The 26,027-nt window shown below is 61.2% G+C and carries 19 protein-coding genes and 4 tRNA genes; 22 read left to right on the top strand and 1 reads right to left on the bottom strand.

Features of this window, described 5'->3' with window-relative positions; translation table 11 throughout:
• Positions 1-224: 224 nt before the first annotated feature.
• From WD006_RS24495 to WD006_RS24420, 16 genes are all read left to right on the top strand, one after another.
• Positions 225-310 (top strand) — tRNA-Tyr (locus WD006_RS24495).
• Between the two features lie 50 nt (positions 311-360).
• Positions 361-434: transfer RNA gene (locus WD006_RS24490), tRNA-Gly, on the top strand.
• Positions 435-471: 37 nt separating this feature from the next.
• Positions 472-546 (top strand) — tRNA-Thr (locus tag WD006_RS24485).
• A 43-nt stretch (positions 547-589) separates the two neighbouring features.
• A complete protein-coding gene (gene tuf / locus WD006_RS24480) occupies positions 590-1,780 on the top strand; it encodes an elongation factor Tu (protein WP_011517774.1) in 1,191 nt (396 codons plus the stop codon).
• Positions 1,781-1,864: 84 nt separating this feature from the next.
• Positions 1,865-1,940: transfer RNA gene (locus tag WD006_RS24475), tRNA-Trp, on the top strand.
• Between the two features lie 59 nt (positions 1,941-1,999).
• On the top strand, positions 2,000-2,380 hold the full coding sequence (secE, locus tag WD006_RS24470) for a preprotein translocase subunit SecE (RefSeq protein WP_008649200.1): 381 nt from the start codon (positions 2,000-2,002) through the stop codon (positions 2,378-2,380).
• 10 nt (positions 2,381-2,390) lie between these two features.
• Positions 2,391-2,972 carry a transcription termination/antitermination protein NusG gene (gene nusG, locus WD006_RS24465; RefSeq protein ID WP_008649197.1) on the top strand — a complete coding sequence of 194 codons (582 nt, stop codon included), beginning with the start codon at positions 2,391-2,393 and terminating at the stop codon, positions 2,970-2,972.
• A 162-nt stretch (positions 2,973-3,134) separates the two neighbouring features.
• On the top strand, positions 3,135-3,566 hold the full coding sequence (gene rplK, locus WD006_RS24460) for a 50S ribosomal protein L11 (protein WP_010810467.1): 432 nt from the start codon (positions 3,135-3,137) through the stop codon (positions 3,564-3,566).
• On the top strand, positions 3,567-4,262 hold the full coding sequence (gene rplA, locus WD006_RS24455; protein ID WP_011517782.1) for a 50S ribosomal protein L1: 696 nt from the start codon (positions 3,567-3,569) through the stop codon (positions 4,260-4,262).
• 394 nt (positions 4,263-4,656) lie between these two features.
• Positions 4,657-5,178: a 50S ribosomal protein L10 gene (gene rplJ / locus WD006_RS24450; RefSeq protein ID WP_375199052.1), complete on the top strand. Its 522-nt coding sequence runs from the start codon at positions 4,657-4,659 to the stop codon at positions 5,176-5,178.
• Between the two features lie 60 nt (positions 5,179-5,238).
• Complete coding sequence (gene rplL / locus WD006_RS24445) at positions 5,239-5,613, top strand: 50S ribosomal protein L7/L12 (RefSeq protein ID WP_008649193.1); 375 nt, start codon at positions 5,239-5,241, stop codon at positions 5,611-5,613.
• 436 nt (positions 5,614-6,049) lie between these two features.
• Entirely contained in the window at positions 6,050-10,156 is a 4,107-nt protein-coding gene (gene rpoB, locus WD006_RS24440; protein ID WP_008649192.1) for a DNA-directed RNA polymerase subunit beta, read from the top strand.
• 115 nt (positions 10,157-10,271) lie between these two features.
• The gene (rpoC, locus tag WD006_RS24435; RefSeq protein WP_011517781.1) at positions 10,272-14,513 is read left to right on the top strand and encodes a DNA-directed RNA polymerase subunit beta'; all 4,242 of its coding nucleotides are present in this window, start codon (positions 10,272-10,274) and stop codon (positions 14,511-14,513) included.
• A gap of 250 nt (positions 14,514-14,763) precedes the next feature.
• Positions 14,764-15,048, top strand: coding sequence for a hypothetical protein (locus WD006_RS24430; protein WP_029308638.1), 285 nt, complete (start codon positions 14,764-14,766; stop codon positions 15,046-15,048).
• 144 nt (positions 15,049-15,192) lie between these two features.
• Entirely contained in the window at positions 15,193-16,752 is a 1,560-nt protein-coding gene (locus WD006_RS24425; protein ID WP_011517779.1) for a nitrite reductase, read from the top strand.
• 15 nt (positions 16,753-16,767) lie between these two features.
• Positions 16,768-17,097 (top strand): c-type cytochrome, encoded by a 330-nt coding sequence (locus tag WD006_RS24420; protein ID WP_008649187.1) that lies wholly within the window; start codon positions 16,768-16,770, stop codon positions 17,095-17,097.
• Here the strand turns inward: WD006_RS24420 and WD006_RS24415 are convergent.
• Positions 17,072-18,619 carry a PLP-dependent aminotransferase family protein gene (locus WD006_RS24415; RefSeq protein ID WP_011517778.1) on the bottom strand — a complete coding sequence of 516 codons (1,548 nt, stop codon included), beginning with the start codon at positions 18,617-18,619 and terminating at the stop codon, positions 17,072-17,074. The genes WD006_RS24420 and WD006_RS24415 overlap by 26 nt on opposite strands.
• A 239-nt stretch (positions 18,620-18,858) precedes the next feature.
• On the opposite strand from WD006_RS24415, the gene recQ reads away from it, so the two are divergent.
• The 6 genes from recQ to rpsJ all read left to right on the top strand — a co-directional run bounded on the left by recQ (position 18,859) and on the right by rpsJ (position 25,951).
• Entirely contained in the window at positions 18,859-20,706 is a 1,848-nt protein-coding gene (recQ, locus tag WD006_RS24410; RefSeq protein ID WP_029308637.1) for a DNA helicase RecQ, read from the top strand.
• 303 nt (positions 20,707-21,009) lie between these two features.
• Entirely contained in the window at positions 21,010-21,387 is a 378-nt protein-coding gene (rpsL, locus tag WD006_RS24405; protein WP_008649178.1) for a 30S ribosomal protein S12, read from the top strand.
• 207 nt (positions 21,388-21,594) lie between these two features.
• Positions 21,595-22,065 carry a 30S ribosomal protein S7 gene (gene rpsG, locus WD006_RS24400; RefSeq protein ID WP_011517776.1) on the top strand — a complete coding sequence of 157 codons (471 nt, stop codon included), beginning with the start codon at positions 21,595-21,597 and terminating at the stop codon, positions 22,063-22,065.
• A gap of 118 nt (positions 22,066-22,183) precedes the next feature.
• Positions 22,184-24,295: an elongation factor G gene (gene fusA / locus WD006_RS24395; protein WP_011517775.1), complete on the top strand. Its 2,112-nt coding sequence runs from the start codon at positions 22,184-22,186 to the stop codon at positions 24,293-24,295.
• Between the two features lie 77 nt (positions 24,296-24,372).
• Positions 24,373-25,563, top strand: a complete 1,191-nt coding sequence (tuf, locus tag WD006_RS24390) for an elongation factor Tu (RefSeq protein WP_011517774.1) — start codon at positions 24,373-24,375, stop codon at positions 25,561-25,563.
• 79 nt (positions 25,564-25,642) lie between these two features.
• Positions 25,643-25,951: a 30S ribosomal protein S10 gene (gene rpsJ, locus WD006_RS24385; protein WP_006160488.1), complete on the top strand. Its 309-nt coding sequence runs from the start codon at positions 25,643-25,645 to the stop codon at positions 25,949-25,951.
• Positions 25,952-26,027: the final 76 nt, after the last annotated feature.

Raw genomic sequence — 26,027 nt, 5'->3', positions numbered from 1 at the left:
CAAACTCTGAAATCAGGCTTTAGCAACCCAAATCCGGCTGCTGAAGCGGCTCTCGGAGACCCCTATAGGGTGAGAGCGTCGATTTCAGATCGATGATTCTGGTTCCTCTGGAGCCGCCTCGAGCGGATATTCAGTGGGCCTCCTGGCAATCCGCAAAGTCGCTGACCGCAATGGAAAGTGCTTGACAGCCAAGGTAGGTTGCACCATAATCACAAGTTCTCTGCGGAGAGGTGCCCGAGTGGCTAAAGGGGGCAGACTGTAAATCTGTTGGCTTACGCCTACGCTGGTTCGAATCCAGCCCTCTCCACCAGAATGCAAGGCAGCAACCAGGCGAAAGCCGGTGAAGCAGGAAGTAACCGGGCGGGTGTAGCTCAATGGTAGAGCAGAAGCCTTCCAAGCTTACGACGAGGGTTCGATTCCCTTCACCCGCTCCAGCCTACCGGTTGCCGCCAGAGAAGTAAGTCAAGTTTCGCCCATGTGGCTCAGTGGTAGAGCACTCCCTTGGTAAGGGAGAGGTCGGCAGTTCGATCCTGCCCATGGGCACCATCAATCCCGCACTGGCAATTGCTACCGAGACAGGAGTCGCGAAATGGCAAAGGAAAAGTTCGAGCGGACCAAGCCGCACGTGAACGTAGGTACGATTGGTCACGTTGACCACGGCAAGACGACGCTGACGGCAGCGATTGCCACGGTGCTGGCAGCCAAGTTCGGTGGCGCAGCCAAGAAGTACGACGAAATCGACGCAGCGCCGGAAGAGAAGGCACGCGGCATCACGATCAACACCGCGCACGTGGAATACGAGACGGCCAACCGTCACTACGCTCACGTTGACTGCCCGGGCCACGCTGACTATGTGAAGAACATGATCACGGGCGCTGCGCAGATGGACGGCGCGATTCTGGTGTGCTCGGCCGCTGACGGCCCGATGCCGCAGACGCGTGAGCACATCCTGCTGGCCCGTCAGGTTGGCGTGCCGTACATCATCGTGTTCCTGAACAAGTGCGACATGGTGGACGACGCCGAGCTGCTCGAGCTGGTGGAAATGGAAGTGCGCGAGCTGCTGTCGAAGTACGAATTCCCGGGCGACGACACGCCGATCATCAAGGGTTCGGCCAAGCTGGCGCTGGAAGGCGACAAGGGCGAACTGGGTGAAGTGGCGATCATGAACCTGGCCGACGCGCTGGACACGTACATCCCGACGCCGGAGCGCGCTGTGGACGGTACGTTCCTGATGCCGGTGGAAGACGTGTTCTCGATCTCGGGCCGCGGTACCGTGGTGACCGGTCGTATCGAGCGTGGCGTGATCAAGGTCGGTGAAGAAATCGAAATCGTGGGTATCCGCCCGACGGTGAAGACGACTTGCACGGGCGTGGAAATGTTCCGCAAGCTGCTGGATCAAGGCCAGGCTGGTGACAACGTTGGTCTGCTGCTGCGCGGCACGAAGCGCGAAGACGTGGAGCGTGGTCAAGTTCTGTGCAAGCCGGGCTCGATCAAGCCGCACACGCACTTCACGGGTGAGGTGTACATTCTGTCGAAGGACGAAGGTGGTCGTCACACGCCGTTCTTCAACAACTACCGCCCGCAGTTCTATTTCCGTACGACCGACGTGACCGGCTCGATCGAGCTGCCGCAGGACAAGGAAATGGTGATGCCGGGTGACAACGTGTCGATCACTGTCAAGCTGATCGCCCCGATCGCCATGGAAGAAGGTCTGCGCTTCGCTATCCGCGAAGGTGGCCGTACCGTCGGCGCCGGCGTTGTGGCAAAGATCCTCGACTAAGTATTAGTCGAACTGGCGAACGCGGCATCAACCGGCCGCGTTCGTTTGCCAGAGGGGTTGGCAATGCCGACCCAAAGTTGTTCTAGGGGTATAGCTCAACTGGCAGAGCGTCGGTCTCCAAAACCGAAGGTTGGGGGTTCGATTCCCTCTGCCCCTGCCAAATCAATCAGCCGCGTCGCGAGGGGTAATCGTGACGCGGCTTAGTCTCGTTTGCGAAACATGGCCAATCCCAATGTCGAAACCGTAGGCGCCTCGAGCGGCAAGTGGCTGCTCGGCGTGGCGGTGCTCCTGGTGGTTGCCGGGGTCATCGGCTTCTACGCGCTCGCGCAGCAGCCCTCGTATGTACGAGGTGCCGCGCTCTTCGCCGGTATCGCAGCTGGCGTGGTTGTCGCGCTGCTGTCGGCGCCGGGCAAGGACTTCGTGGGATTCGCTCGTGAATCGTATCGGGAAGTTCGCAAGGTCGTCTGGCCGACGCGCAAGGAAGCCGGTCAGATGACCGGCCTTGTGTTCGTCTTCGTCGTCATCATGGCGCTGTTCCTGTGGTCGGCTGACAAGCTCATCGAGTGGGTGATTTTCTCCCTCGTGCTGGGCTGGAAATAAGAGGTAGCACATGACGGATAACGCTCAGCAGGAAACCACGGCCGCGGAATCGCCTTCGTCGAAGAAGCGCTGGTATGTGGTGCATGCCTACTCCGGTATGGAGAAGAGTGTGCAGCGCGCGCTGCAGGAGCGCATCGAGCGCGCCGAGATGCAGGACAAGTTTGGCCGCATCCTGGTGCCTTCGGAAGAAGTCGTCGAGATCAAGGGCGGCCACAAATCTGTGACCGAGCGTCGTTTCTTCCCTGGCTATGTGCTGGTGGAAATGGAAATGACCGACGAGACCTGGCACCTGGTGAAGAACACCAGCAAGGTGACTGGCTTCGTGGGCGGTGCGCGTAATCGCCCGAGCCCGATTTCCCAGCGGGAAGTCGACAAGATCATGACCCAGATGCAGGAAGGGGTCGAGAAGCCGCGTCCCAAGACGCTGTTTGAAGTGGGCGAAATGGTGCGAGTCAAGGACGGCCCGTTCACCGACTTCAACGGCAACGTCGAGGAAGTGAACTACGAAAAGTCGCGCCTGCGCGTGACGGTCACGATCTTCGGACGCGCAACGCCGGTCGAACTCGAGTTCGGTCAGGTCGAGAAGGTTTAAGCATTTTTGGCTGCTGGCGTCGTAAGACAGGCAGCAGCCAGGATAGGGTGCCCGCAAGGTGTGCCCAAGAGGAGCGTGAGGTTGTGCCGATTGGCATGGCGATAGCGCGTTACGACTCAACAGGATCTGATTCCAAAGGAACGGATCCGGATTGGAGTAAAGATGGCCAAGAAGATTATTGGCTTTATCAAGCTGCAAATCCCGGCTGGTAAGGCAAATCCCTCCCCGCCCGTTGGTCCCGCACTGGGTCAGCGTGGTCTGAACATCATGGAGTTCTGCAAGGCGTTCAACGCGCAGACTCAGGGCATGGAGCCTGGTCTGCCGGTGCCGGTGGTGATTACCGCCTTCGCTGACAAGAGCTTCACCTTCGTGATGAAGTCGCCGCCGGCGACCGTGCTGATCAAGAAGGCAGCAGGCATCACCAAGGGTTCGCCGAAGCCCCATACCGACAAGGTTGGCAAGATCACCCGCGCCCAGGCTGAAGAAATCGCCAAGGCCAAGAACGCTGACCTCACCGCTGCTGACCTCGACGCCGCCGTGCGTACGATCGCTGGTTCGGCCCGTTCGATGGGCATCACCGTGGAGGGTCTGTAAATGGCTAAGGTTTCCAAGCGCGTCGCCGCCAACAAGGCGAAGATCGAGCGTACCAAGTTCTACCCGATCGACGAGGCCCTGAGCCTGGTCAAGAGCTGCGCTTCGGCAAAGTTCGACGAGTCGATCGACGTGGCCGTGCAACTGGGCATCGACGCCAAGAAGTCGGACCAGGTCGTGCGTGGTTCCGTGGTGCTGCCGGCTGGTACCGGTAAGTCGGTTCGCGTTGCCGTGTTCGCCCAGGGTGAAAAGGCTGAAGCCGCCAAGGCCGCCGGTGCTGACGTGGTCGGCATGGAAGACCTGGCCGAGCAAGTCAAGGCCGGTAACCTGGACTTCGACATCGTGATCGCTTCGCCGGACACGATGCGTATCGTTGGTACGCTGGGTCAGATCCTCGGCCCGCGTGGCCTGATGCCGAACCCGAAGGTTGGCACCGTGACGCCGGACGTAGCCCAGGCTGTGAAGAACGCCAAGGCTGGTCAGGTTCAGTTCCGTGTCGATAAGGCCGGTATCATCCACGCCACCATCGGTCGTCGCTCGTTCGAAGACACCGCGCTGAAGAGCAACCTGAGCGCCCTGCTGGACGCACTGGTCAAGGCTAAGCCGGCTACGAGCAAGGGTGTCTACCTGCGCAAGATCGCTGTGTCGTCCACGATGGGCGTTGGCGTTCGCGTCGAACAGACTTCGCTGTCGGCCTGAGCTGACGGCAATCACTTGACCGGAACCCGATAACACCGGTCAGGGCAGGAATTGAAGATCTCGGCATCGCCGGGATCGTCTCCCGAGCCGAGGGGCAAAGGAGCATGGCTTTGGGCAGTGGCGCCCGTTGCGCGGAATGCGCGGCAGGTGCTGCTGGTTATCAAAGACCGCTGGTGTTCACACTGCAGCATTTCGGCAGCGTGGACTTAATCGGTCGGCACTTGCGGGGCACGCCCCGATGTGAGCCGGCCCGCCAGCGCAGATGGCGCACCCGAAGGGATTGATGAAGCTGGGCATGACCCGGCCGATTCGGGCCAATCGGACGCCGTTCGTTTGGACTGATGTGTCTGTATCAGGTTCACCTGGTGTATTCGCATCGTTTTGGAGCTTAACCGTGCCACTCAATATTGAAGATAAGAAGGCCGTCGTAGCTGAGGTTTCGGCGCAAGTCGCCAAGGCTCAGACCATCGTCGTGGCCGAATATCGCGGCATCACGGTTGGCGATCTGACCAAGCTGCGTGCTACCGCTCGTACGCAAGGCGTGTACCTGCGTGTTCTGAAGAACACGCTGGCCCGCCGTGCTGTCGAAGGTACGCCGTTTGCAGGCCTCGCAGAGCAAATGACCGGTCCGCTGATCTACGGTATTTCCGAAGATGCAGTGTCGTCGGCCAAGGTTCTGAACGACTTTGCCAAGACCAACGACAAGCTGGTCCTGCGCGCAGGGTCGTACAACGGTAACGTTCTCGATGCTGGCGCCGTCAAGGCCCTGGCTTCGATCCCGAGCCGTGACGAACTGATCGCTCAGCTGCTTGGCGTGATGCAAGCGCCGGTGTCGGGCTTTGCCCGCCTGCTGGCTGCAGTTGCCGCCAAGAAGGCAGAAGGCGCTCCCGCGGAAGCGGAAGTCCCGGCCGCCTGAGCCGTCGCATAGACAGATCGCATTACCGATCCCGAATCAAATCTAGTAGGAGTAATCCAAATGGCAATCACTAAAGACGACATCCTGGAAGCCGTTGGCGCGATGTCCGTGATGGAACTGAACGACCTGGTCAAGGCGTTCGAAGAGAAGTTTGGCGTGTCGGCTGCTGCCATGGCTGTGGCTGCTGCCCCGGGCGCTGGCGGTGCTGCCGCTGCTGAAGAAAAGACCGAGTTCAACGTGATTCTGGCCGAAGTCGGCTCGAACAAGGTTGGCGTGATCAAGGCCGTGCGCGAAATCACCGGTCTGGGTCTGAAGGAAGCCAAGGACCTGGTCGATGGCGCACCGAAGCCCGTCAAGGAAGGCGTGGACAAGGCTACCGCCGACGACGCGAAGAAAAAGCTGGAAGACGCTGGCGCCAAGGTCGACGTCAAGTAAGTGGTACCACGCGTGCCCCCGGGCACGCGGATGGGGCTGGCAAAGGGAAATTCCCGGCGCCAGCCTTTTTGCGCTTCTGTGGGGTGTGTTGGATGATTCACCCGGGCGGCGCAAAGACGCGCGAAATACGCGGAAATGTGCGGCAAGATATGCTTGGCACGCGACAATCGTTCGCTGCCTCAGCAGAAGCCAAACATCAGTGGCACACTAGGTGGTTGCTGATGTTTGTCTTCTGAACCGACTGCAGAAGACAAGTTTGGTCGGGTGTCCCCCGGGCGAGTACAGGCATTGCGCCGTGCAATGACCACACCGCCCGCAGCGTGCGGGCACCGTCAGCCAGAGGTTGGTAGCGGCCAACCGCCAAATCCCCTCCCAGTCGCTGAACACCTCAGGTGTTGGCCAGGTCCAGCCAGCCCTGCGATGATTCGGAGATCCCATGGCGTACAGCTTCACCGAAAAGAAGCGCATTCGCAAATCCTTTGCGAAGCGTGCGACGGTTCATCAGGTTCCATTCCTGCTTGCCACACAGATTGAATCCTACACCCAGTTTTTGCAAGCGGAAACGCCGCCCGCGCGTCGCAAGAGCGAGGGTCTGCAGGCCGCTTTCAACGCGATTTTCCCCATCTCCTCCCATAACGGGCTTGCCCGTATGGAGTTTGTCTCGTATCACCTGTCCAACCCGCCGTTCGACGTCAAGGAATGCCAGCAGCGTGGCCTGACGTTCCACTCGGCGCTGCGCGCAAAGGTTCGCCTGATCATCAATGATCGCGAGAACCCGGGCAAGGTGAAGGAAGTGAAGGAACAGGAAGTCTACATGGGCGAAATTCCGCTCATGACTTCGACGGGCTCCTTCGTCATCAACGGCACCGAGCGTGTCATCGTCAGCCAGCTGCACCGCTCGCCGGGCGTGTTCTTCGAGCACGACAAGGGCAAGACGCACAGCTCGGGCAAGCTGTTGTTCTCGGCACGGATTATTCCGTACCGTGGCTCGTGGCTCGACTTTGAATTCGATCCGAAGGACATCCTGTACTTCCGCGTCGACCGCCGCCGCAAGATGCCGGTGACGATCCTGCTGAAGTCGATCGGCCTGACGCCGGAACAGATCCTGGCGCACTTCTTCGTGTTCGACAATTTCACGCTGCAGAGCGAAGGCGCGCAACTCGAGTTCGTGCCCGAGCGTCTGCGCGGCGAAGTCGCGCGCTTCGACATCGTAGACAAGAACGGTCGCGTGGTCGTCGAGAAGGACAAGCGGATCAACGCCAAGCACATCCGTGATCTGGACTCCGCCGGCACCAAGCTGATCAGCGTGCCGGAAGACTACCTGCTGGGTCGCGTCCTGGCCAAGAACATCATTGATCCGGACACCGGTGAAGTGATCGCCAACGCCAACGACGAACTGACTGAGACGCTGCTGGAAAACCTGCGAGAAGCCGGCGTCAAGGACATCCAGACGCTGTACACGAACGACCTGGACCAGGGTCCGTACATCTCGCAAACGCTGCGTGCGGACGACACCGCGGACCAGACGGCCGCGCGTATCGCCATCTACCGCATGATGCGCCCGGGCGAGCCGCCCACCGAAGACGCCGTGGAAGCGCTGTTCCAGCGCCTGTTCTACAGCGAGGAATCGTACGATCTGTCGCGCGTTGGCCGCATGAAGGTCAACAGCCGTCTGTCGCGCCCGAGCGGCGAAGGCAGCATGGTGCTGCAGGACGAGGACATCCTCGAGACGATCAAGATCCTGGTGAATCTGCGTAACGGCAAGGGTGAAGTCGATGATATCGACCACCTGGGCAACCGTCGTGTGCGTTGCGTCGGCGAACTGGCAGAGAACCAGTTCCGTGCCGGCCTGTCGCGCGTGGAGCGCGCCGTCAAGGAGCGTCTGGGCCAGGCCGAGACCGAGAACCTGATGCCGCACGACCTGATCAACTCGAAGCCGATCTCGTCGGCGATTCGCGAGTTCTTCGGTTCGTCGCAGCTGTCGCAGTTCATGGACCAGACCAACCCGCTGTCGGAAATCACCCACAAGCGCCGTGTTTCGGCTCTTGGCCCGGGCGGTCTGACGCGCGAGCGCGCCGGCTTTGAAGTCCGAGACGTGCACCCGACCCACTATGGTCGCGTGTGCCCGATCGAAACGCCGGAAGGCCCGAACATTGGTCTGATCAACTCGCTGGCACTGTACGCCCGCCTGAACGAGTACGGCTTCCTGGAAACGCCGTACCGCAAGGTGGAAAACAGCAAGCTGACCGACCAGGTGGATTACCTGTCGGCCATCGAGGAAGGCAAGTACGTGGTGGCGCAGGCCAACGCGACCGTTGACGCCGAAGGCAACCTCATCGACGAACTGGTGTCGGCGCGTGAAGGTTCCGAACGTGAAACGCGTATGGTCACGCCGGACCGCGTCCAGTACATCGACGTGGCGCCGTCGCAGATCGTGTCGGCCGCTGCATCGCTGGTGCCGTTCCTGGAACACGATGACGCGAACCGTGCACTGATGGGCGCGAACATGCAGCGTCAGGCCGTGCCTTGCCTGCGTCCGGACAAGCCGCTGGTTGGTACCGGCATCGAGCGTACCGTGGCCGTTGACTCGGGCACGGCCGTTCAGGCAACGCGTGGTGGCGTGGTGGATTACGTCGATGCAATGCGTGTGGTGATCCGCGTGAACGACGACGAAGCCGTAGCCGGTGAAGTCGGCGTGGACATCTACAACCTGATCAAGTACACGCGTTCGAACCAGAACACCAACATCAACCAGCGTCCGATGGTGAAGGTTGGCGATATCGTTGCCCGTGGCGACGTGATCGCCGACGGCGCATCGACCGACCTGGGCGAACTGGCGCTGGGCCAGAACATGCTGGTCGCGTTCATGCCGTGGAACGGCTACAACTTCGAGGATTCGATCCTGATCTCGGAGCGTGTGGTTGCCGAAGACCGCTATACCTCGATTCACATCGAGGAACTGTCGGTCGTCGCCCGCGACACGAAGCTCGGACCTGAAGAAATCACGCGCGACATCTCGAACCTGGCCGAAGCGCAACTGGCGCGTCTGGACGAGTCTGGCATCACGTACATCGGCGCGGAAGTCGAAGCCGGCGACGTGCTGGTGGGCAAGGTCACGCCGAAGGGCGAAACCCAGCTCACGCCGGAAGAGAAGCTGCTGCGCGCGATCTTCGGCGAGAAGGCTTCGGACGTGAAGGACACGTCGCTGCGCGTGCCGTCGGGCATGAGCGGTATCGTGATCGACGTGCAGGTCTTCACGCGTGAAGGCGTGACGCGCGACAAGCGCGCCCAGTCGATCATCGACGACGAACTGAAGCGCTACCGTCTGGACCTGAACGACCAGCTCCGTATCGTGGAAGGCGACGCGTTCCAGCGTCTGGAGCGCATGCTGCTCGACAAGACCGTCAACGGCGGTCCGAAGAAGCTGGCGAAGGGTGCCAAGCTGACCCGCGAGTACCTGGCCGACCTGGACAAGTACCACTGGTTCGACATCCGTCCGGCCGACGAGGAAGTGGCTGCCCAGCTCGAAGCGGTGAAGGAAGCCATCGAGCAAAAGCGTCACGAGTTCGACCTGGCCTTCGAAGAGAAGCGCAAGAAGCTGACGCAGGGCGACGAACTGCCGCCGGGCGTGATCAAGATGGTCAAGGTGTACCTGGCCGTCAAGCGTCGCCTGCAGCCTGGCGACAAGATGGCAGGCCGTCACGGTAACAAGGGTGTCGTGTCGAAGATCGTTCCGATCGAAGACATGCCGTACATGGCCGACGGTACGCCGGCGGACATCGTGCTGAACCCGCTGGGCGTGCCTTCGCGGATGAACGTGGGTCAGATTCTGGAAACCCACCTGGGCTGGGCCGCTCGCGGTCTGGGCCAGCGTATCGGCGACATGCTCAAGGCTTCGGCCAAGGCGCAGGAACTCCGTCCGCTGCTCGCGCAGATCTACAACGAGAGTGGCAAGGCCGAAGACCTGGATAGCCTGAGCGACGCTGAAGTGCTGGAACTGGCGGGCAACCTGAAGAAGGGTGTTCCGTTCGCCACGCCGGTGTTCGATGGCGCGCACGAAGCGGAAATCCGCCGGATGCTCGACCTGGCCTACCCGGACGATATCGCGAAGGAACGCGGCCTGACGGCATCGAAGCAGCAGGTCACGCTGCACGATGGCCGTACCGGCGAAGCGTTCGAGCGTCCGGTCACGCTGGGTGTGATGCACATGCTGAAGCTGCACCACTTGGTCGACGACAAGATGCACGCCCGTTCCACCGGCCCGTACTCGCTGGTGACGCAGCAGCCGCTGGGCGGTAAGGCCCAGTTCGGTGGCCAGCGTTTCGGTGAGATGGAAGTGTGGGCACTGGAAGCCTACGGCGCATCGTACGTGCTGCAGGAAATGCTGACGGTTAAGTCTGATGACGTGAACGGCCGTACGAAGGTGTACGAGAACATCGTCAAGGGCGAGCACTCGATCGACGCCGGCATGCCGGAATCGTTCAACGTGCTGGTGAAGGAAATCCGCTCGCTGGGTATCGACATCGACCTGGATCGCTACTGATCCGGAGGACGAGGGTGCCGGCCGAGGCCGGTGCCCACCAGTGAGTGGTTTCCCACAGAATTGAATGCTGCTGCTCCGGACGAATTCCGGACCGGCGGCGAAACAAGGAGTTGCAATGAAAGCATTGCTCGATCTCTTTAAGCAGGTTCAGCAGGAAGAGCAGTTCGACGCGATCAAGATCGGCTTGGCCTCGCCCGAGAAGATCCGTTCGTGGTCGTACGGTGAAGTGAAGAAGCCGGAGACGATCAACTACCGTACGTTCAAGCCGGAACGCGACGGCCTGTTCTGCGCCAAGATCTTTGGCCCGATCAAGGACTACGAGTGCCTGTGCGGCAAGTACAAGCGCCTGAAGCACCGTGGCGTGATCTGCGAGAAGTGCGGCGTGGAAGTGACGCTGGCCAAGGTGCGCCGCGAGCGCATGGGCCACATCGAACTGGCTGCTCCGACCGCTCACATCTGGTTCCTGAAGTCGCTGCCGTCGCGTCTGGGCATGGTGCTCGACATGACGCTGCGCGACATCGAACGCGTGCTGTACTTCGAAGCGTTCGTGGTGCTGGAACCCGGCATGACTCCGCTCAAGAAGAGCCAGATCATGTCGGAAGACGATTACATCGCGAAGTGCGATGAATACGGTGAAGGCGAATTCGTGGCGATGATGGGTGCCGAGGGCATCCGTGAACTGCTGCGCGGCATCGACATCGAGAAGCAGATCGAACAGATCCGCGCCGAGCTGCAGGCCACCGGTTCCGAAGCCAAGATCAAGAAGTTCGCCAAGCGCCTGAAGGTGCTCGAGGCGTTCCAGCGCTCGGGCATCAAGCCCGAGTGGATGATCCTGGAAGTGCTGCCGGTGCTGCCGCCCGAACTGCGTCCGCTGGTTCCGCTCGATGGCGGCCGTTTCGCCACGTCGGACCTGAACGACCTGTATCGTCGCGTCATCAACCGTAACAACCGTCTGAAGCGCCTGCTGGAGCTGAAGGCTCCTGAAATCATCGTGCGCAACGAAAAGCGCATGCTGCAGGAAGCCGTCGACTCGCTGCTGGACAACGGCCGCCGCGGTAAGGCGATGACCGGTGCCAACAAGCGTCCGCTGAAGTCGCTGGCCGAAATGATCAAGGGTAAGGGCGGTCGTTTCCGTCAGAACCTGCTGGGCAAGCGCGTGGACTACTCGGGCCGTTCGGTCATCGTGGTGGGCCCGACGCTGAAGCTGCATCAGTGCGGTCTGCCCAAGCTGATGGCGCTCGAGCTGTTCAAGCCGTTCATCTTCCACAAGCTGGAAACGATGGGCATCGCCACGACGATCAAGGCTGCCAAGAAGGAAGTGGAAAGCCAGACGCCGGTGGTGTGGGACATCCTGGAAGAGGTGATCCGCGAGCATCCGGTGATGCTGAACCGCGCGCCGACGCTGCACCGTCTGGGCATCCAGGCGTTCGAGCCGGTGCTGATCGAAGGCAAGGCAATCCAGCTCCACCCGCTGGTCTGCGCCGCGTTCAACGCCGACTTCGACGGTGACCAGATGGCCGTTCACGTGCCGCTGTCGCTGGAAGCCCAGATGGAAGCCCGCACGCTGATGCTGGCGTCGAACAACGTGCTGTTCCCGGCCAACGGCGATCCGTCGATCGTGCCGTCGCAAGACGTGGTGCTGGGTCTGTACTACACGACCCGCGACAAGATCAACGGCAAGGGTGAAGGCATGACCTTCGCTGATATCAGCGAAGTCATCCGCGCCTATGAGAACAAGGAAGTCGAGCTCGCATCGCGCGTGAACGTCCGTATCACCGAGTACGAAGTGGTGAACAAGGACGCCGACGGCGACGCACGTTTCGCACCCAAGATCACGCTGCAGGCCACCACGGTCGGCCGCTCGATCCTGTCCGAGATCCTGCCGAAGGGCCTGCCGTTCTCGGTGCTGAACAAGCCGCTGAAGAAGAAGGAAATCTCGCGCCTGATCAACACCGCGTTCCGTAAGTGCGGTCTGCGCGAAACGGTGATCTTCGCTGACAAGCTGCTGCAGTCGGGCTTCCGCCTGGCTACGCGCGCCGGTATCTCGATCGCGATCGACGACATGCTGGTGCCGCCGCAGAAGGAGAAGATCATCTCCGACGCAGCCGCCAAGGTGAAGGAATACGACAAGCAGTACATGTCGGGTCTGGTGACGGACCAGGAGCGTTACAACAACGTCGTGGACATCTGGGGTGCTGCTGGTGACCAGGTGGGCAAGGCGATGATGGAGCAGCTCCAGCACGAAGACGTGGTCGACCGCACCGGCGCGACGGTCAAGCAGGAATCGTTCAACTCGATCTACATGATGGCGGACTCGGGTGCTCGCGGTAGCGCGGCCCAGATTCGTCAGCTGGCCGGTATGCGTGGCCTGATGGCCAAGCCGGACGGCTCGATCATTGAAACGCCGATTACGGCGAACTTCCGTGAAGGCCTGAACGTTCTGCAGTACTTCATCTCGACCCACGGTGCACGTAAGGGTCTGGCGGATACGGCACTGAAGACCGCGAACTCGGGTTACCTGACCCGTCGTCTGGTCGACGTGACGCAGGATCTGGTGGTGGTGGAAGACGATTGCGGTACCTCCAACGGCGTGGCCATGAAGGCCCTGGTCGAAGGCGGTGAAGTGATCGAAGCCCTGCGCGACCGTATTTTGGGCCGTGTGACCGTGGCTGACGTGGTGAATCCTGAAACCCAGGAAACCGCGATCGAGACCGGCACGCTGCTGGACGAAGACCTGGTCGAGCTGATCGACGCCATCGGCGTGGACGAAGTGAAGGTGCGTACTCCGCTGTCGTGCGATACGCGCTACGGCCTGTGCGGCAAGTGCTATGGCCGTGACCTCGGCCGCGGTGTGCTGGTGAACTCCGGCGAAGCGGTGGGTGTGATCGCTGCACAGTCGATCGGTGAGCCGGGTACCCAGCTGACCATGCGTACGTTCCACATCGGTGGTGCGGCATCGCGTGCGGCAGTGGCATCGAGCGTGGAAGCGAAGGCAACCGGTACCGTGCGTTTCACGGCGACCATGCGTTACGTTACCAACACGAAGGGCGAGCTGATCGTCATTTCGCGTTCGGGCGAAGCGCTGATCACCGACGACCACGGCCGCGAGCGCGAGCGCCACAAGATCCCTTACGGCGCTACGCTGCTCGTGCAAGACGGCCAGGCCATCAAGGCTGGTACGCAGCTGGCCACGTGGGACGCCCTGACGCGCCCGATCGTGTCGGAGTACACCGGCACGACCAAGTTCGAGAACGTCGAAGAGGGTGTGACTGTCGCCAAGCAGATGGACGAAGTCACCGGCCTGTCGACCCTCGTGGTGATCGACGCCAAGCGCCGCACGGCTGCCACCAAGGGTCTGCGCCCGCAGGTGAAGCTGCTCGACGCGAACAACCAGGAAGTGAAGATCCCGGGCACGGACCACTCCGTGACCATCGGCTTCCAGGTGGGCGCACTGATTACCGTGAAGGACGGCCAGCAGGTGCACGTGGGTGAAGTGCTCGCACGTATCCCGACCGAGTCGCAGAAGACCCGTGACATTACCGGTGGTCTGCCGCGAGTGGCTGAGCTGTTCGAAGCACGTTCGCCGAAGGACGCCGCCGTGCTGGCGGAAGTCACCGGTACCGTGTCGTTCGGCAAAGACACCAAGGGCAAGCAGCGCCTGGTGATTACGGACCTGGACGGCAACGCCCACGAGTTCCTGATCGCCAAGGAAAAGCAGGTGCTGGTGCACGACGGCCAGGTGGTGAACAAGGGCGAGATGATCGTGGAAGGTCCGGCGGATCCGCACGATATCCTGCGCCTGAAGGGCATCGAAGAGCTGGCGCACTACATCGTGGACGAAGTGCAGGACGTGTACCGTCTGCAGGGCGTGAAGATCAACGACAAGCACATCGAAGTGATTGTTCGTCAGATGCTGCGCCGCGTGCAGATCGCCGATGTGGGCGACACCAAGTTCATCCCGGGTGAACAGGTGGAGCGTTCGGAACTGCTCGACGAGAACGATCGTGTGATCGCCGACGGCAAGCGTCCGGCTACGCACGAGAACCTGCTGCTGGGTATTACGAAGGCGTCGCTGTCGACCGACAGCTTCATCTCGGCTGCATCGTTCCAGGAAACGACGCGCGTGCTGACCGAGGCCGCGATCATGGGCAAGACCGACGACCTGCGTGGTCTGAAGGAAAACGTGATCGTGGGTCGTCTGATCCCGGCCGGTACCGGCCTGGCCTACCACCGTGCCCGCAAGGCACGCGAGGCTGCCGAGCGCGAACGCGCCCAGGCGATCAGCGACGAAGAGCAATCGCTCTTCATCGAGCCGCCGGTGGTGCAAGCGACCGAAGGCGAGGGCGACGCAGTCTGATCGGCATCACGCCAAGCAGTACAGCGGTATAGAAAACCCGGCTCATCCGAGCCGGGTTTTTTTTTGCTTCCGCGTTTCCGTGCGGGCCGGAAATTTGCGTGACGTCAGGAAATCGATCGACGATGGGCGCTATGGTTGGCCGGAACGATTCTCAGCACGTCAACCAAAACCCATGCAGCCTCCATTTCCCGTTTCTCGTATTTCGCCAAGCCATCGAATTGTCCGTGGACTTGCAATTGCCGGGAGCTTGATGCTGGCTTCGACGCGGGCGGCAGCCGACGAGGCCTTATGGCTCGATCTGTCGGCCAGCCAGCCGGGCGCCACGGTGGAGGAACATCGCCGTCAGCGGTTCGAGGAACACTATGATTGCCTCTCGGGCCGCGGCAATGCACGCCTGTGCGAACGGCTCGAGGATCAGGCGCGCCAAGGCCAGATGGATGTGCTGCGTCAGAGTGCATCGCCGGCCCCGCTAACTCCGCCGGTTGACCCGGACGAATTCCGGCGGCAAGACATACCGTTGCCGGGGAGACGCTAACTGCAGCCGTACCCACGGCAGTCGTTCCCTAACCTGCCAACCGTACCCATCACCTTTCAGTTTCCATCCCCTGCGCGCCGTCACTCGACGGAACAGACTTCAATTGTTGCTGCGCGATTGCGTGGGGTACTTGGAGTCTGGTCCATGTTCGGAAGAACGATGTTGTTTGTCACGTTGACCGGTGTGTCGTCGGCCATCTCGGCCATGACCGCCGAGGAGATAAAGCGCGCCGACGCGCTCTATCAGGCCAATTGTGCAGTGTGTCACTCGGCAAGCCGGGGCGGGTATGTGGGGCCCGCCTTGCACAAGGACCGCCTTGTGCAGAGCGAGGCTGCGTTGCGTGGCACGATCATGACCGGTATCCCCGATACGCTGATGCCACCATTCCACTCGCGCCTGCCCGATGCAGATATTCATTTGCTGGCGGAGTACATCCATTCGCAGCCGGTCAGCAAGCCGGAATGGTCGATGAAGCAGGCCCAGGACAGCCTGGAAGTGCTGATCGACGAGAAGACGCTCCCGTCGAAGCCGACTTACAAGATCGACTCGGTCTACGACCTGATGGTGGTCATGGCCCGTGGACGCTATGGCCGGGGAATGGGTTCCGATAACGCCAAGACGGTCTTCCTCGACGGCAAAACCAATCAGGTGGTTGGCGAGATTGCCACACCGATTGCGCCGCACATCATGGATTTCAGCCCGGTCAATGAGCGATGGGCGTGGCTCAAGAGCGACGATGGCTACGTCTACAAGATCGACCTTTACTCGCTCAAGGTTGTACGCAAGATCAAGACGGGTTTGACGGGGCCGGGCATCGCCGTGTCGAACGACGGCAAATGGCTTGCCGCCAGTTCATTCGTGCCAAACCTCGTCATGATCCTGAAGGCGGATACGCTCGAACCCGTGAAGCACCTTCGGCTGGAAGGCACGGACCCGGACGGCAAGTTCATTCAGTCGGCAGGCGGGCCGGTAATCGGCAGCCGGATTAACAACAAGTTCGCGCTGACTCTGCGCCAGGCGGGGCAGATCTGGATCGTGGACCCGGATCGAGAGGGGATGCCCGTCACCAAGCTCGAGAAGGTCGGACGCAAGTTGCACGATACGTTCCTGACGCCAGATGGGCGATATTCGATGGTGGCCTCGTATGACGACAACAAGATCGTCGCCATCGATCTCAAGGAAGACAAGGTGGTTCGCGATATTCCAGCGGGCTGCCAGCCGCACGTCGGATCTGGCGCGGTGACGCCGATCGGCGGCCGAATGCTGGCTTTTGGTACCAACATCGGCAAGTGCGACAAGGGCGATGTGGTGACAGTCTGGGACACCAAGGATTTCTCGGTTGTGAAGAACATCCGCGTGGCCGGCCCGACCGAATCGCCGGCAGCCCATCCTGATGCGCCGTATGTCGCGGTCGATATCGTCAGCAAGGACAAGAGGGCCTCACAGATCCAGCTTATTGACAAGCAGAAGCTTGAAGTCGTGCGCACGCTCGAAGCCGGTGGCCATGCGTTCTTCCCGGAGTACACGCGTGATGGCAAGTATCTGTACGTGAGCGCGGGCTACTACGGAGACCGGATTCGTATCTACGACAGCAAGACACTGGAGTTGGTCGCCGAACACAAGATGGAAAGCCCGGCAGGCATCTTCTCGCGTGCCCGGACGCAATGGATCACCGTGGGCCTGCCGCCCACTCGCAAGAACTGATGGAGGAGTGACGCGATGACCGATTTTCGTTTGAACCGTAGCGCCGTCACGCTTGCATTGGTGCTGTTCTCGGTAGGAGTGCACGCCGAGACACCGAAGCTTGACGAGAAGGTGAAGGCAATCCTGCCGCTGTGTGCCTCTTGCCATGGCATCGATGGCATCAGCAGCGTTGGGCTGTACCCGAACCTATCGGGGCAGAAGCCGGAATACCTGGCCAAGCAGTTGCACGATTTCAAGGCTGGGCGCCGCAACGATCCTGTGATGCGGCCAATGGCCGAACCGCTGGACGATGCTGCGATCGATGCATTGTCGCGCTACTTCAGCAAGGTGAAGCCACCGAAGTGATGGAGCGTGCGGTGGCGGGCTCCGCCACCGCACGCCTGAAGCGGGCAGTCAGCACGGATTTGAGCAGGCTCATGGCTTCGCCGATTTGCTTGGTCGTCAACGAGGCATAGCCAAACAGCACGACCCGATCGGTCTTCTCCGATGCATTCCCGCAGGCGGCTTCCGGCAGCGGGTAAAGGCGGATGCCGTTGGCCAGTGCGCACTGAACGATCTCGTCAGCGGGTGGGCTGTCGGTCGGGAGGTGCAAGGCCAGGTGCATTCCGGTACTTGCCCCGCTGATCTGGCAATCGTCACCCCAGATACTGCGCAGGCCGGCCAGCAAGGCGTCGCGCTGGGCGCGATATCTCCGGCGCAGTTTGTAGAGATGGCGGCTGTAGTCCCCATACTCAAACAGACGCGCAAGCACTGCCTGCTCCAGCCATGGGCACCCATGATTCAGCAGTGCTTTTCGGCGTGCCATTGCATCGGCGAGTCTTGGGGGGCAGACCATGAAACCAAGACGGAGCCCTGGACCCAGCACTTTCGAGAAGGTACTCACATAAACGACGCGTGTGGGATCGAGTGCGGCCAGTGGCGGGAGCAGCGCGCTGTCATAGGCGAAGTCTCCGTCATAGTCATCCTCGATCACGCAGGCACCGACGCGTGCTGCCCACGCCAGCAACTCGCGCCGCCTGTCGAGCGACATTGTGTAGCCGAGCGGGTACTGGTGCGATGGCGTGGTATAGGCCAGTTGCACCGGTGCTTCCGGCAGGGCATGGGTGCATAGCCCTTGCGCGTCGACGGGGACGGTGACATGAACGGCATTCCCCAGTCGCGGCAGGTTGCAGAACCCCGCATAGCCCGGGGATTCCATCACGACGCGGCTGCCGTGGCGGATGAAGTGCGTGGCAAGGAGGTGGAGTGCTTCCTGCACGCCGGCGACGACGATGATCTGGCCTGGATCTACGGCCAGCGCACGTGTCGCGGCCAAGTAATCCGCGATCTGCACCCGCAGCCCCCACAGGCCTTCAGCGGGCGTGTACTCCGTCATGGCATGCCCCATATGGCGCAGCAACGGGTTCGCCAGTTTCGCCCAACGACGCGCCGGGAAGGCATCCGGCGCGGGGCGCCCGATCTTGAAGTCGAAGCGTACTGGCGACGGCGGCGGCGAGGTGTGAACGCCGGGGGTGGCGATGTCCGCGCCGGATTCGGCGAACTGGTGCGCGGATGTGGCATTCCCCGATGTTTTCACGCCGGGTGACGGCAGCGAAGACATTCGCGGTGTATCGGTCGCGACGAAGAATCCCCGGCCCGGCTCTCCACGCAGCAGGCCAGTATCGGCCAGGCATTCATATGCGCCAACCACGGTATTGCGCGAGACGCGCAACATCGCCATCAGAGCGGTAATCGAAGGGAGTCGATCTCCAGGTTGCAGGCACCCGGAGACGATCAGCCATTCGATCTGTCGCATGATCTGCCGCTTGTACGGCTCGGTGCCGTCCCGGGTAATGGAGATCGGCAGGGCAAAGGAATGGGTTTGCATCTTCCGTGGGGTTCGCTGAACCGTTGCTCGCGTCACAGAATGCGCGGCTTCGAATCATCCTAGGCCTGACGGGCAGTGCGATGGTTGTGCTGAGGCAAGGTGAGCCGGGATGCGTCGGATTGGGGCAACGCGGTTGTCGGCCGTTGAAGTCTTCACGACATTGACACGGACACATACAGGTGAGCCGGGCCTTAGTGGTATGGTTACGCCTTTCCTGGCTTTCCGAATCCCGCTGTCCCATGTCGCGCGCCCTGGCGATCCTCAAAGAAGTCTTCGGCTACCACGCATTCCGCGGCCGGCAGGGCGAGATCATCGACCACGTGGCCGAAGGCGGTGATTGCCTGGTGCTGATGCCGACCGGTGGCGGCAAGTCGCTCTGCTACCAGATTCCCGCGCTGCTCCGGCAGCAGGCAGGCCACGGCGTGGGTATCGTCGTATCGCCACTGATCGCGCTGATGCAGGATCAGGTCGCCGCACTGACGGAGGCGGGGGTTCGCGCCGCGGTGCTCAACTCGACGCTGAGCAGCAGCGAGGCATCGGCAGTCGAGCGGGACCTGCTGGCGGGGCGGCTGGATATCCTCTATGTGGCGCCGGAGCGGCTGATGACGCCGCGGTTCCTCGATCTGCTCGAGCGGACACGCGTGGGTCTCTTTGCGATTGACGAAGCGCATTGCGTATCGCAATGGGGACATGACTTCCGGCCCGAGTACATCCAGCTGTCGGTCCTGCACGAGCGCTTTCCGCGTGTTCCGCGTATCGCCTTGACGGCCACGGCCGATGCACTGACGCGCCAGGAGATTGTCGAGCGTCTGGCGCTGGACGAGGCGAGCGTCTTCATCTCAAGCTTCGACCGCCCCAATATCCGCTATCGGATCATCGAAAAGGACAACGCCCGGCAGCAGTTGCTCGCGTTCATCAAGGCAGAGCACATGAACGCGACTGGCGGGCACGACAGCGGCATTGTCTACTGCCTGTCGCGCAAGAAGGTCGAGGATACCGCAGCGTGGCTGTCCAGCCACGGCATCAACGCGCTGGGCTATCACGCCGGCATGGACTCCCAGATTCGCCAGACGCACCAGGCCCGATTCCGCGAGGAAGAAGGGATCGTGATGGTAGCCACCATCGCTTTCGGCATGGGTATCGACAAGCCGGACGTACGCTTTGTGGCGCACCTGGACCTGCCCAAGAGCATGGAAGGGTACTACCAGGAAACCGGACGCGCGGGACGCGACGGCCTGCCCGCCAATGCATGGATGGCATACGGGCTGGGCGACGTGGTGCAGCAGAAACGCATGATCGACGAGTCGGAAGCGGACGAGGCGCACAAGCGCGTCTCGTCGTCCAAGCTCGATGCCTTGCTGGGTTTGTGTGAAACCGCTGGCTGCCGGCGTGTGCGCATCCTGGCGTATTTCGACGAGACGGCCGAGCCTTGTGGAAATTGCGATACCTGCCTGGAGCCACCTTCCACATGGGATGGGACACGCGAGGCCCAGATGGCGCTGTCGTGTGTCTACCGTATCGCGCAGGCGAGCCGCGTCTATTTTGGCGCCACACATCTGATCGACGTGCTGCGTGGCAATGCCAACGAGAAGATCCGGCAATGGGGGCATGACAAGGTGTCGACGTTCGGCATCGGCAAGGATCGCTCGGTATCCGAATGGCACGCGATCTTCCGTCAGTTGATCGCGCACGGGCTTCTGGTCATCGATCACGGTGGACACGGAGCGTTGCTGCTAGGCGATTCGGCGCGTGCCGTGCTCAAGGGTGAGGAATTGATCACCCTGCGCCGCCAGGTCAGCAAGCCGGGCAAGTCCGGCGACCGTGGCGCGCGCGGGGCGCGGATCGACCATACGGCGACGATGGATGCCGACATGCTGGCCAACTGGGAAGCGCTGCGCGGCTGGCGGACCACCACGGCGCGCGAGCATGGCGTGCCCGCCTATGTGATCTTCCATGACGCCACGCTGGCGGAACTGGCGCGCAGCGCACCCGAGTCGCTCGATGAGCTGGCGGAAGTGCCCGGAATCGGTGCGTCGAAACTCGAACGCTACGGCGAGGAAATCCTCGAAATCCTGCGCGCGGTCTGAGCGTGAGGGCGCCCGGGGGATCTTCGGGTATACCGCTTGACCATTGCAAGCCGGCCTGCTAGAGTGCCAGATTCGAGTTTTTGGCTTTGGATTTCGCTCGTCTGTCGGATATGTGGATTTCGGTTCGCAACCAGGCAAGGCGACAGCGGGATCCTGGCGAGCTCGCGCTCTTTGGCAAGTCTGTCACTTCACAGCCCTTCCTCCAGAGCGTTCGCTCACCTTTCCCGTCCGAAACCCGTAGTTGCCCCTCATGTCGTCCGCTGGCAGAGGGGTGTTTTTGTAAAAACCAAGCTGGATTGAACAATGCCAACTATCAACCAACTGGTTCGCAAGCCGCGTGTCTCTGAAGTCATCAAGAGCAAGAGCCCAGCGCTTGAGAACTGCCCGCAGCGTCGCGGCGTGTGCACCCGCGTGTACACCACGACGCCGAAGAAGCCGAACTCGGCACTGCGTAAGGTCGCCAAGGTGCGCCTGACCAACGGTTTCGAAGTCATTTCGTACATCGGCGGTGAAGGCCACAACCTGCAGGAACACTCGGTCGTGCTGATTCGCGGCGGCCGTGTGAAGGACTTGCCGGGTGTGCGTTACCACATCGTCCGTGGCTCGCTGGATCTGCAAGGCGTGAAGGACCGCCGGCAGGCCCGTTCGAAGTACGGTGCGAAGCGTCCGAAGGCTGCCTAAGCTTCTACGCAAGCAATACCCGACAGAGCTGTGGCGCGAGTCATGGAACTGTCACCAGGCGGCGGTACAACGGAGCGTTTTTGTGCGCCGTGCCGTCGAGTAAGTGGTCACCCGGCGAATTTGCCCATTAAGCGAAGGCAAGCTAGTTGGTGACCGGAGAGCGGGAACAAGCAAGACCGCTTCTCAACTGAATCTAAAGGAAAAAAGATGCCACGTCGTCGTGAAGTCCCCAAGCGGGACATTCTGCCTGATCCGAAGTTCGGTAACGTTGAAGTTGCCAAGTTCATGAACGTGCTGATGCTGGACGGCAAGAAGTCGGTTGCCGAACGTATCGTGTACGGCGCGTTCGACCAGATCGAAAAGAAGGCAGGCAAGGCCCCCATCGAAGTGTTCTCCGTTGCGATCAACAACGTGAAGCCGGTGGTGGAAGTAAAGAGCCGTCGCGTGGGCGGCGCCAACTATCAGGTTCCGGTCGAAGTCCGTCCGTCGCGTCGTTTGGCATTGGCGATGCGTTGGCTGCGCGAGGCCGCGAAAAAACGCAGCGAGAAGTCGATGGCGCTGCGCCTGGCAGGTGAACTGCTTGAAGCTGCAGAGGGCCGTGGTGGCGCGATGAAGAAGCGCGACGAAGTGCACCGCATGGCCGAAGCCAACAAGGCGTTCTCGCACTTCCGCTTCTAAAGCGCGCGAGAAACATTGTTGGTTGCCGGGCGGGCTGTGTTTTTACACATCTCGCCCGTTTGTGTTAAGGGCGCAGACCATGAGATTTCTGCGCCTCATGGACGAATAGAGGATTAAAGTGGCTCGTAAGACTCCTATTGAGCGCTACCGTAACATCGGTATTTCGGCTCACATTGACGCGGGTAAAACCACCACGACCGAGCGGATCCTGTTCTACACCGGTGTGAACCACAAGATCGGTGAAGTGCATGATGGCGCGGCCACCATGGACTGGATGGAGCAGGAGCAGGAGCGCGGCATCACCATCACGTCTGCTGCGACCACCGCCTTCTGGAAGGGCATGGGCGGCAACTACCCCGAGCACCGCTTCAACATCATCGACACCCCGGGCCACGTGGACTTCACCATCGAGGTGGAGCGCTCCATGCGCGTGCTGGATGGCGCCTGCATGGTCTACTGCGCAGTGGGTGGCGTGCAGCCCCAGTCGGAAACCGTCTGGCGTCAGGCCAACAAGTACGGCGTGCCGCGTCTGGCGTTCGTCAACAAGATGGACCGTACCGGCGCGAACTTCTTCAAGGTCTACGACCAGCTGAAGACCCGCCTGAAGGCCAACCCGGTGCCCGTCGTGGTGCCGATCGGCGCTGAAGACGGCTTCCAGGGCGTTGTCGACCTGCTGGAAATGAAGGCGATCGTCTGGGACGAAGCCAGCCAGGGCGTGAAGTTCGAGTACCAGGACATCCCGGCCGAACTGCAAGCTACCGCTGACGAATGGCGCGAGAAGATGGTTGAGTCCGCCGCCGAAGCCAGCGAAGAGCTGATGGAAAAGTACCTGGGCGGCGAAGAGCTGACCCGCGCCGAGATCGTGAAGGCGCTGCGTGACCGTACCATCGCCTGCGAAATCCAGCCGATGCTGTGCGGCACCGCGTTCAAGAACAAGGGCGTGCAGCGTATGCTCGACGCCGTGATCGACTTCCTGCCGTCGCCGGTTGATATTCCGCCGGTCAAGGGCGTGGACGAAAGCGACGACGAGAAGAAGCTCGAGCGCAAGGCTGACGACAACGAGAAGTTCTCGGCGCTGGCGTTCAAGATCATGACCGACCCGTTCGTTGGTCAGCTGATTTTCTTCCGCGTGTACTCGGGCAAGATCAATTCGGGCGACACCGTGTACAACCCGGTGAAGCAGAAGAAGGAGCGTCTGGGCCGTATTCTGCAGATGCACGCCAACCAGCGCGAAGAAATCAAGGAAGTGCTGGCCGGTGACATCGCCGCCGCGGTGGGCCTGAAGGACGCCACCACGGGTGACACGCTGTGCGACCCCGCTGCCCCGATCGTGCTCGAGCGCATGGTGTTCCCGGAGCCGGTGATCTCGCAGGCTGTCGAGCCGAAGACCAAGGCTGACCAGGAAAAGATGGGCATCGCCCTGAACCGCCTGGCCGCTGAAGATCCGTCGTTCCGCGTGCGTACCGATGAAGAATCGGGCCAGACCATCATTTCGGGCATGGGCGAGCTCCACCTCGAAATTCTGGTCGACCGCATGAAGCGCGAATTCGGCGTGGAAGCCAACATCGGCGCGCCGCAGGTTGCCTACCGCGAAACCATTCGCAAGAAGGCCGAGGACGTCGAAGGCAAGTTCGTCAAGCAGTCGGGCGGCCGCGGCCAGTACGGTCACGCCGTGATCACGCTGGAACCGCAAGAGCCGGGCAAGGGCTTCGAATTCATCGACGCCATCAAGGGCGGTGTGATTCCTCGCGAATACATCCCGGCGGTCGAGAAGGGTATCGTCGACACGCTGCCGGCCGGTATCCTGGCTGGCTTCCCGGTGGTGGACGTGAAGGTCACGCTGACGTTCGGTTCGTACCACGATGTGGACTCGAACGAAAACGCGTTCCGCATGGCCGGCTCGATGGCTTTCAAGGAAGCCATGCGCAAGGCCAGCCCGGTTCTGCTCGAGCCGATGATGGCCGTGGAAGTGGAAACGCCGGAAGACTACACGGGTACCGTGATGGGCGACTTGTCGTCCCGCCGCGGCATCGTGCAGGGCATGGACGACATGGTGGGCGGCGGCAAGATCATCAAGGCCGAAGTCCCGCTGTCGGAAATGTTCGGTTACTCGACCGCGCTGCGTTCGGCCACGCAAGGCCGCGCCACGTACACCATGGAATTCAAGCACTACGCTGAGGCACCGAAGAACATCGCCGAAGCTGTGATGACGGCCAAGGGCAAGCAATAAAACGCTGTACCGCCACGCATGATCTGCGTGGCGGTGTAAAGAATCGAATCAGACTGTATTCCATTAGGAGCTGAAACATGGCAAAGGAAAAGTTCGAGCGGACCAAGCCGCACGTGAACGTAGGTACGATTGGTCACGTTGACCACGGCAAGACGACGCTGACGGCAGCGATTGCCACGGTGCTGGCAGCCAAGTTCGGTGGCGCAGCCAAGAAGTACGACGAAATCGACGCAGCGCCGGAAGAGAAGGCACGCGGCATCACGATCAACACCGCGCACGTGGAATACGAGACGGCCAACCGTCACTACGCTCACGTTGACTGCCCGGGCCACGCTGACTATGTGAAGAACATGATCACGGGCGCTGCGCAGATGGACGGCGCGATTCTGGTGTGCTCGGCCGCTGACGGCCCGATGCCGCAGACGCGTGAGCACATCCTGCTGGCCCGTCAGGTTGGCGTGCCGTACATCATCGTGTTCCTGAACAAGTGCGACATGGTGGACGACGCCGAGCTGCTCGAGCTGGTGGAAATGGAAGTGCGCGAGCTGCTGTCGAAGTACGAATTCCCGGGCGACGACACGCCGATCATCAAGGGTTCGGCCAAGCTGGCGCTGGAAGGCGACAAGGGCGAACTGGGTGAAGTGGCGATCATGAACCTGGCCGACGCGCTGGACACGTACATCCCGACGCCGGAGCGCGCTGTGGACGGTACGTTCCTGATGCCGGTGGAAGACGTGTTCTCGATCTCGGGCCGCGGTACCGTGGTGACCGGTCGTATCGAGCGTGGCGTGATCAAGGTCGGTGAAGAAATCGAAATCGTGGGTATCCGCCCGACGGTGAAGACGACTTGCACGGGCGTGGAAATGTTCCGCAAGCTGCTGGATCAAGGCCAGGCTGGTGACAACGTTGGTCTGCTGCTGCGCGGCACGAAGCGCGAAGACGTGGAGCGTGGTCAAGTTCTGTGCAAGCCGGGCTCGATCAAGCCGCACACGCACTTCACGGGTGAGGTGTACATTCTGTCGAAGGACGAAGGTGGTCGTCACACGCCGTTCTTCAACAACTACCGCCCGCAGTTCTATTTCCGTACGACCGACGTGACCGGCTCGATCGAGCTGCCGCAGGACAAGGAAATGGTGATGCCGGGTGACAACGTGTCGATCACTGTCAAGCTGATCGCCCCGATCGCCATGGAAGAAGGTCTGCGCTTCGCTATCCGCGAAGGTGGCCGTACCGTCGGCGCCGGCGTTGTGGCAAAGATCCTCGACTAAGCAATCTTCCTGGGACATGCCCGCGGGCATGTCCCCTTTTATCCGGGCCACTAGCCCATCGCTCTTTTAAGGAACAATCATGCAGAACCAGAAGATCCGTATCCGCCTGAAGGCTTTCGACTATCGCCTGATCGACCAGTCGGCAGCCGAAATCGTGGATACCGCCAAGCGTACCGGTGCTATCGTCAAGGGTCCCGTGCCCCTGCCGACCCGTATCCAGCGCTTCGACATCCTGCGTTCGCCGCACGTCAACAAGACCAGCCGCGATCAGTTCGAGATCCGCACTCACCAGCGCCTGATGGACATCGTCGACCCGACCGATAAGACCGTCGACGCGCTGATGAAGCTCGACCTGCCGGCAGGCGTGGACGTCGAGATCAAGGTGTAAATATGTTTCGGGCCGAATCGGCGGCCTGTTGCAGCAAAACGGCGAACTTCGGTTCGCCGTTTTTGTTTTGTGGTGA

The sequence above is a fragment of the Cupriavidus sp. Met-2 genome (assembly GCF_049843575.1).
GTDB lineage: Bacteria > Pseudomonadota > Gammaproteobacteria > Burkholderiales > Burkholderiaceae > Cupriavidus > Cupriavidus metallidurans.
Note: the sequence above shows the minus strand (reverse complement) of the source record. Positions and strands in the feature narration are given on the sequence as shown.

Excerpts from the sequence above, each read along its gene's own strand:
- WD006_RS24425 (WP_011517779.1), top strand. The coding sequence starts at position 15,193 with ATGTTCGGAAGAACGATGTTGTTTGTCACGTTGACCGGTGTGTCGTCG.
- rplK (WP_010810467.1), top strand. The coding sequence starts at position 3,135 with ATGGCCAAGAAGATTATTGGCTTTATCAAGCTGCAAATCCCGGCTGGT.
- recQ (WP_029308637.1), top strand. The coding sequence starts at position 18,859 with ATGTCGCGCGCCCTGGCGATCCTCAAAGAAGTCTTCGGCTACCACGCA.
- rpoB (WP_008649192.1), top strand. The coding sequence starts at position 6,050 with ATGGCGTACAGCTTCACCGAAAAGAAGCGCATTCGCAAATCCTTTGCG.
- rpoC (WP_011517781.1), top strand. The coding sequence starts at position 10,272 with ATGAAAGCATTGCTCGATCTCTTTAAGCAGGTTCAGCAGGAAGAGCAG.
- WD006_RS24415 (WP_011517778.1), bottom strand. The coding sequence starts at position 18,619 with ATGCAAACCCATTCCTTTGCCCTGCCGATCTCCATTACCCGGGACGGC.
- nusG (WP_008649197.1), top strand. The coding sequence starts at position 2,391 with ATGACGGATAACGCTCAGCAGGAAACCACGGCCGCGGAATCGCCTTCG.
- rplA (WP_011517782.1), top strand. The coding sequence starts at position 3,567 with ATGGCTAAGGTTTCCAAGCGCGTCGCCGCCAACAAGGCGAAGATCGAG.
- rpsJ (WP_006160488.1), top strand. The coding sequence starts at position 25,643 with ATGCAGAACCAGAAGATCCGTATCCGCCTGAAGGCTTTCGACTATCGC.
- rpsL (WP_008649178.1), top strand. The coding sequence starts at position 21,010 with ATGCCAACTATCAACCAACTGGTTCGCAAGCCGCGTGTCTCTGAAGTC.
- rpsG (WP_011517776.1), top strand. The coding sequence starts at position 21,595 with ATGCCACGTCGTCGTGAAGTCCCCAAGCGGGACATTCTGCCTGATCCG.
- tuf (WP_011517774.1), top strand. The coding sequence starts at position 590 with ATGGCAAAGGAAAAGTTCGAGCGGACCAAGCCGCACGTGAACGTAGGT.
- WD006_RS24430 (WP_029308638.1), top strand. The coding sequence starts at position 14,764 with ATGCTGGCTTCGACGCGGGCGGCAGCCGACGAGGCCTTATGGCTCGAT.
- tuf (WP_011517774.1), top strand. The coding sequence starts at position 24,373 with ATGGCAAAGGAAAAGTTCGAGCGGACCAAGCCGCACGTGAACGTAGGT.
- secE (WP_008649200.1), top strand. The coding sequence starts at position 2,000 with ATGGCCAATCCCAATGTCGAAACCGTAGGCGCCTCGAGCGGCAAGTGG.
- WD006_RS24420 (WP_008649187.1), top strand. The coding sequence starts at position 16,768 with ATGACCGATTTTCGTTTGAACCGTAGCGCCGTCACGCTTGCATTGGTG.
- rplL (WP_008649193.1), top strand. The coding sequence starts at position 5,239 with ATGGCAATCACTAAAGACGACATCCTGGAAGCCGTTGGCGCGATGTCC.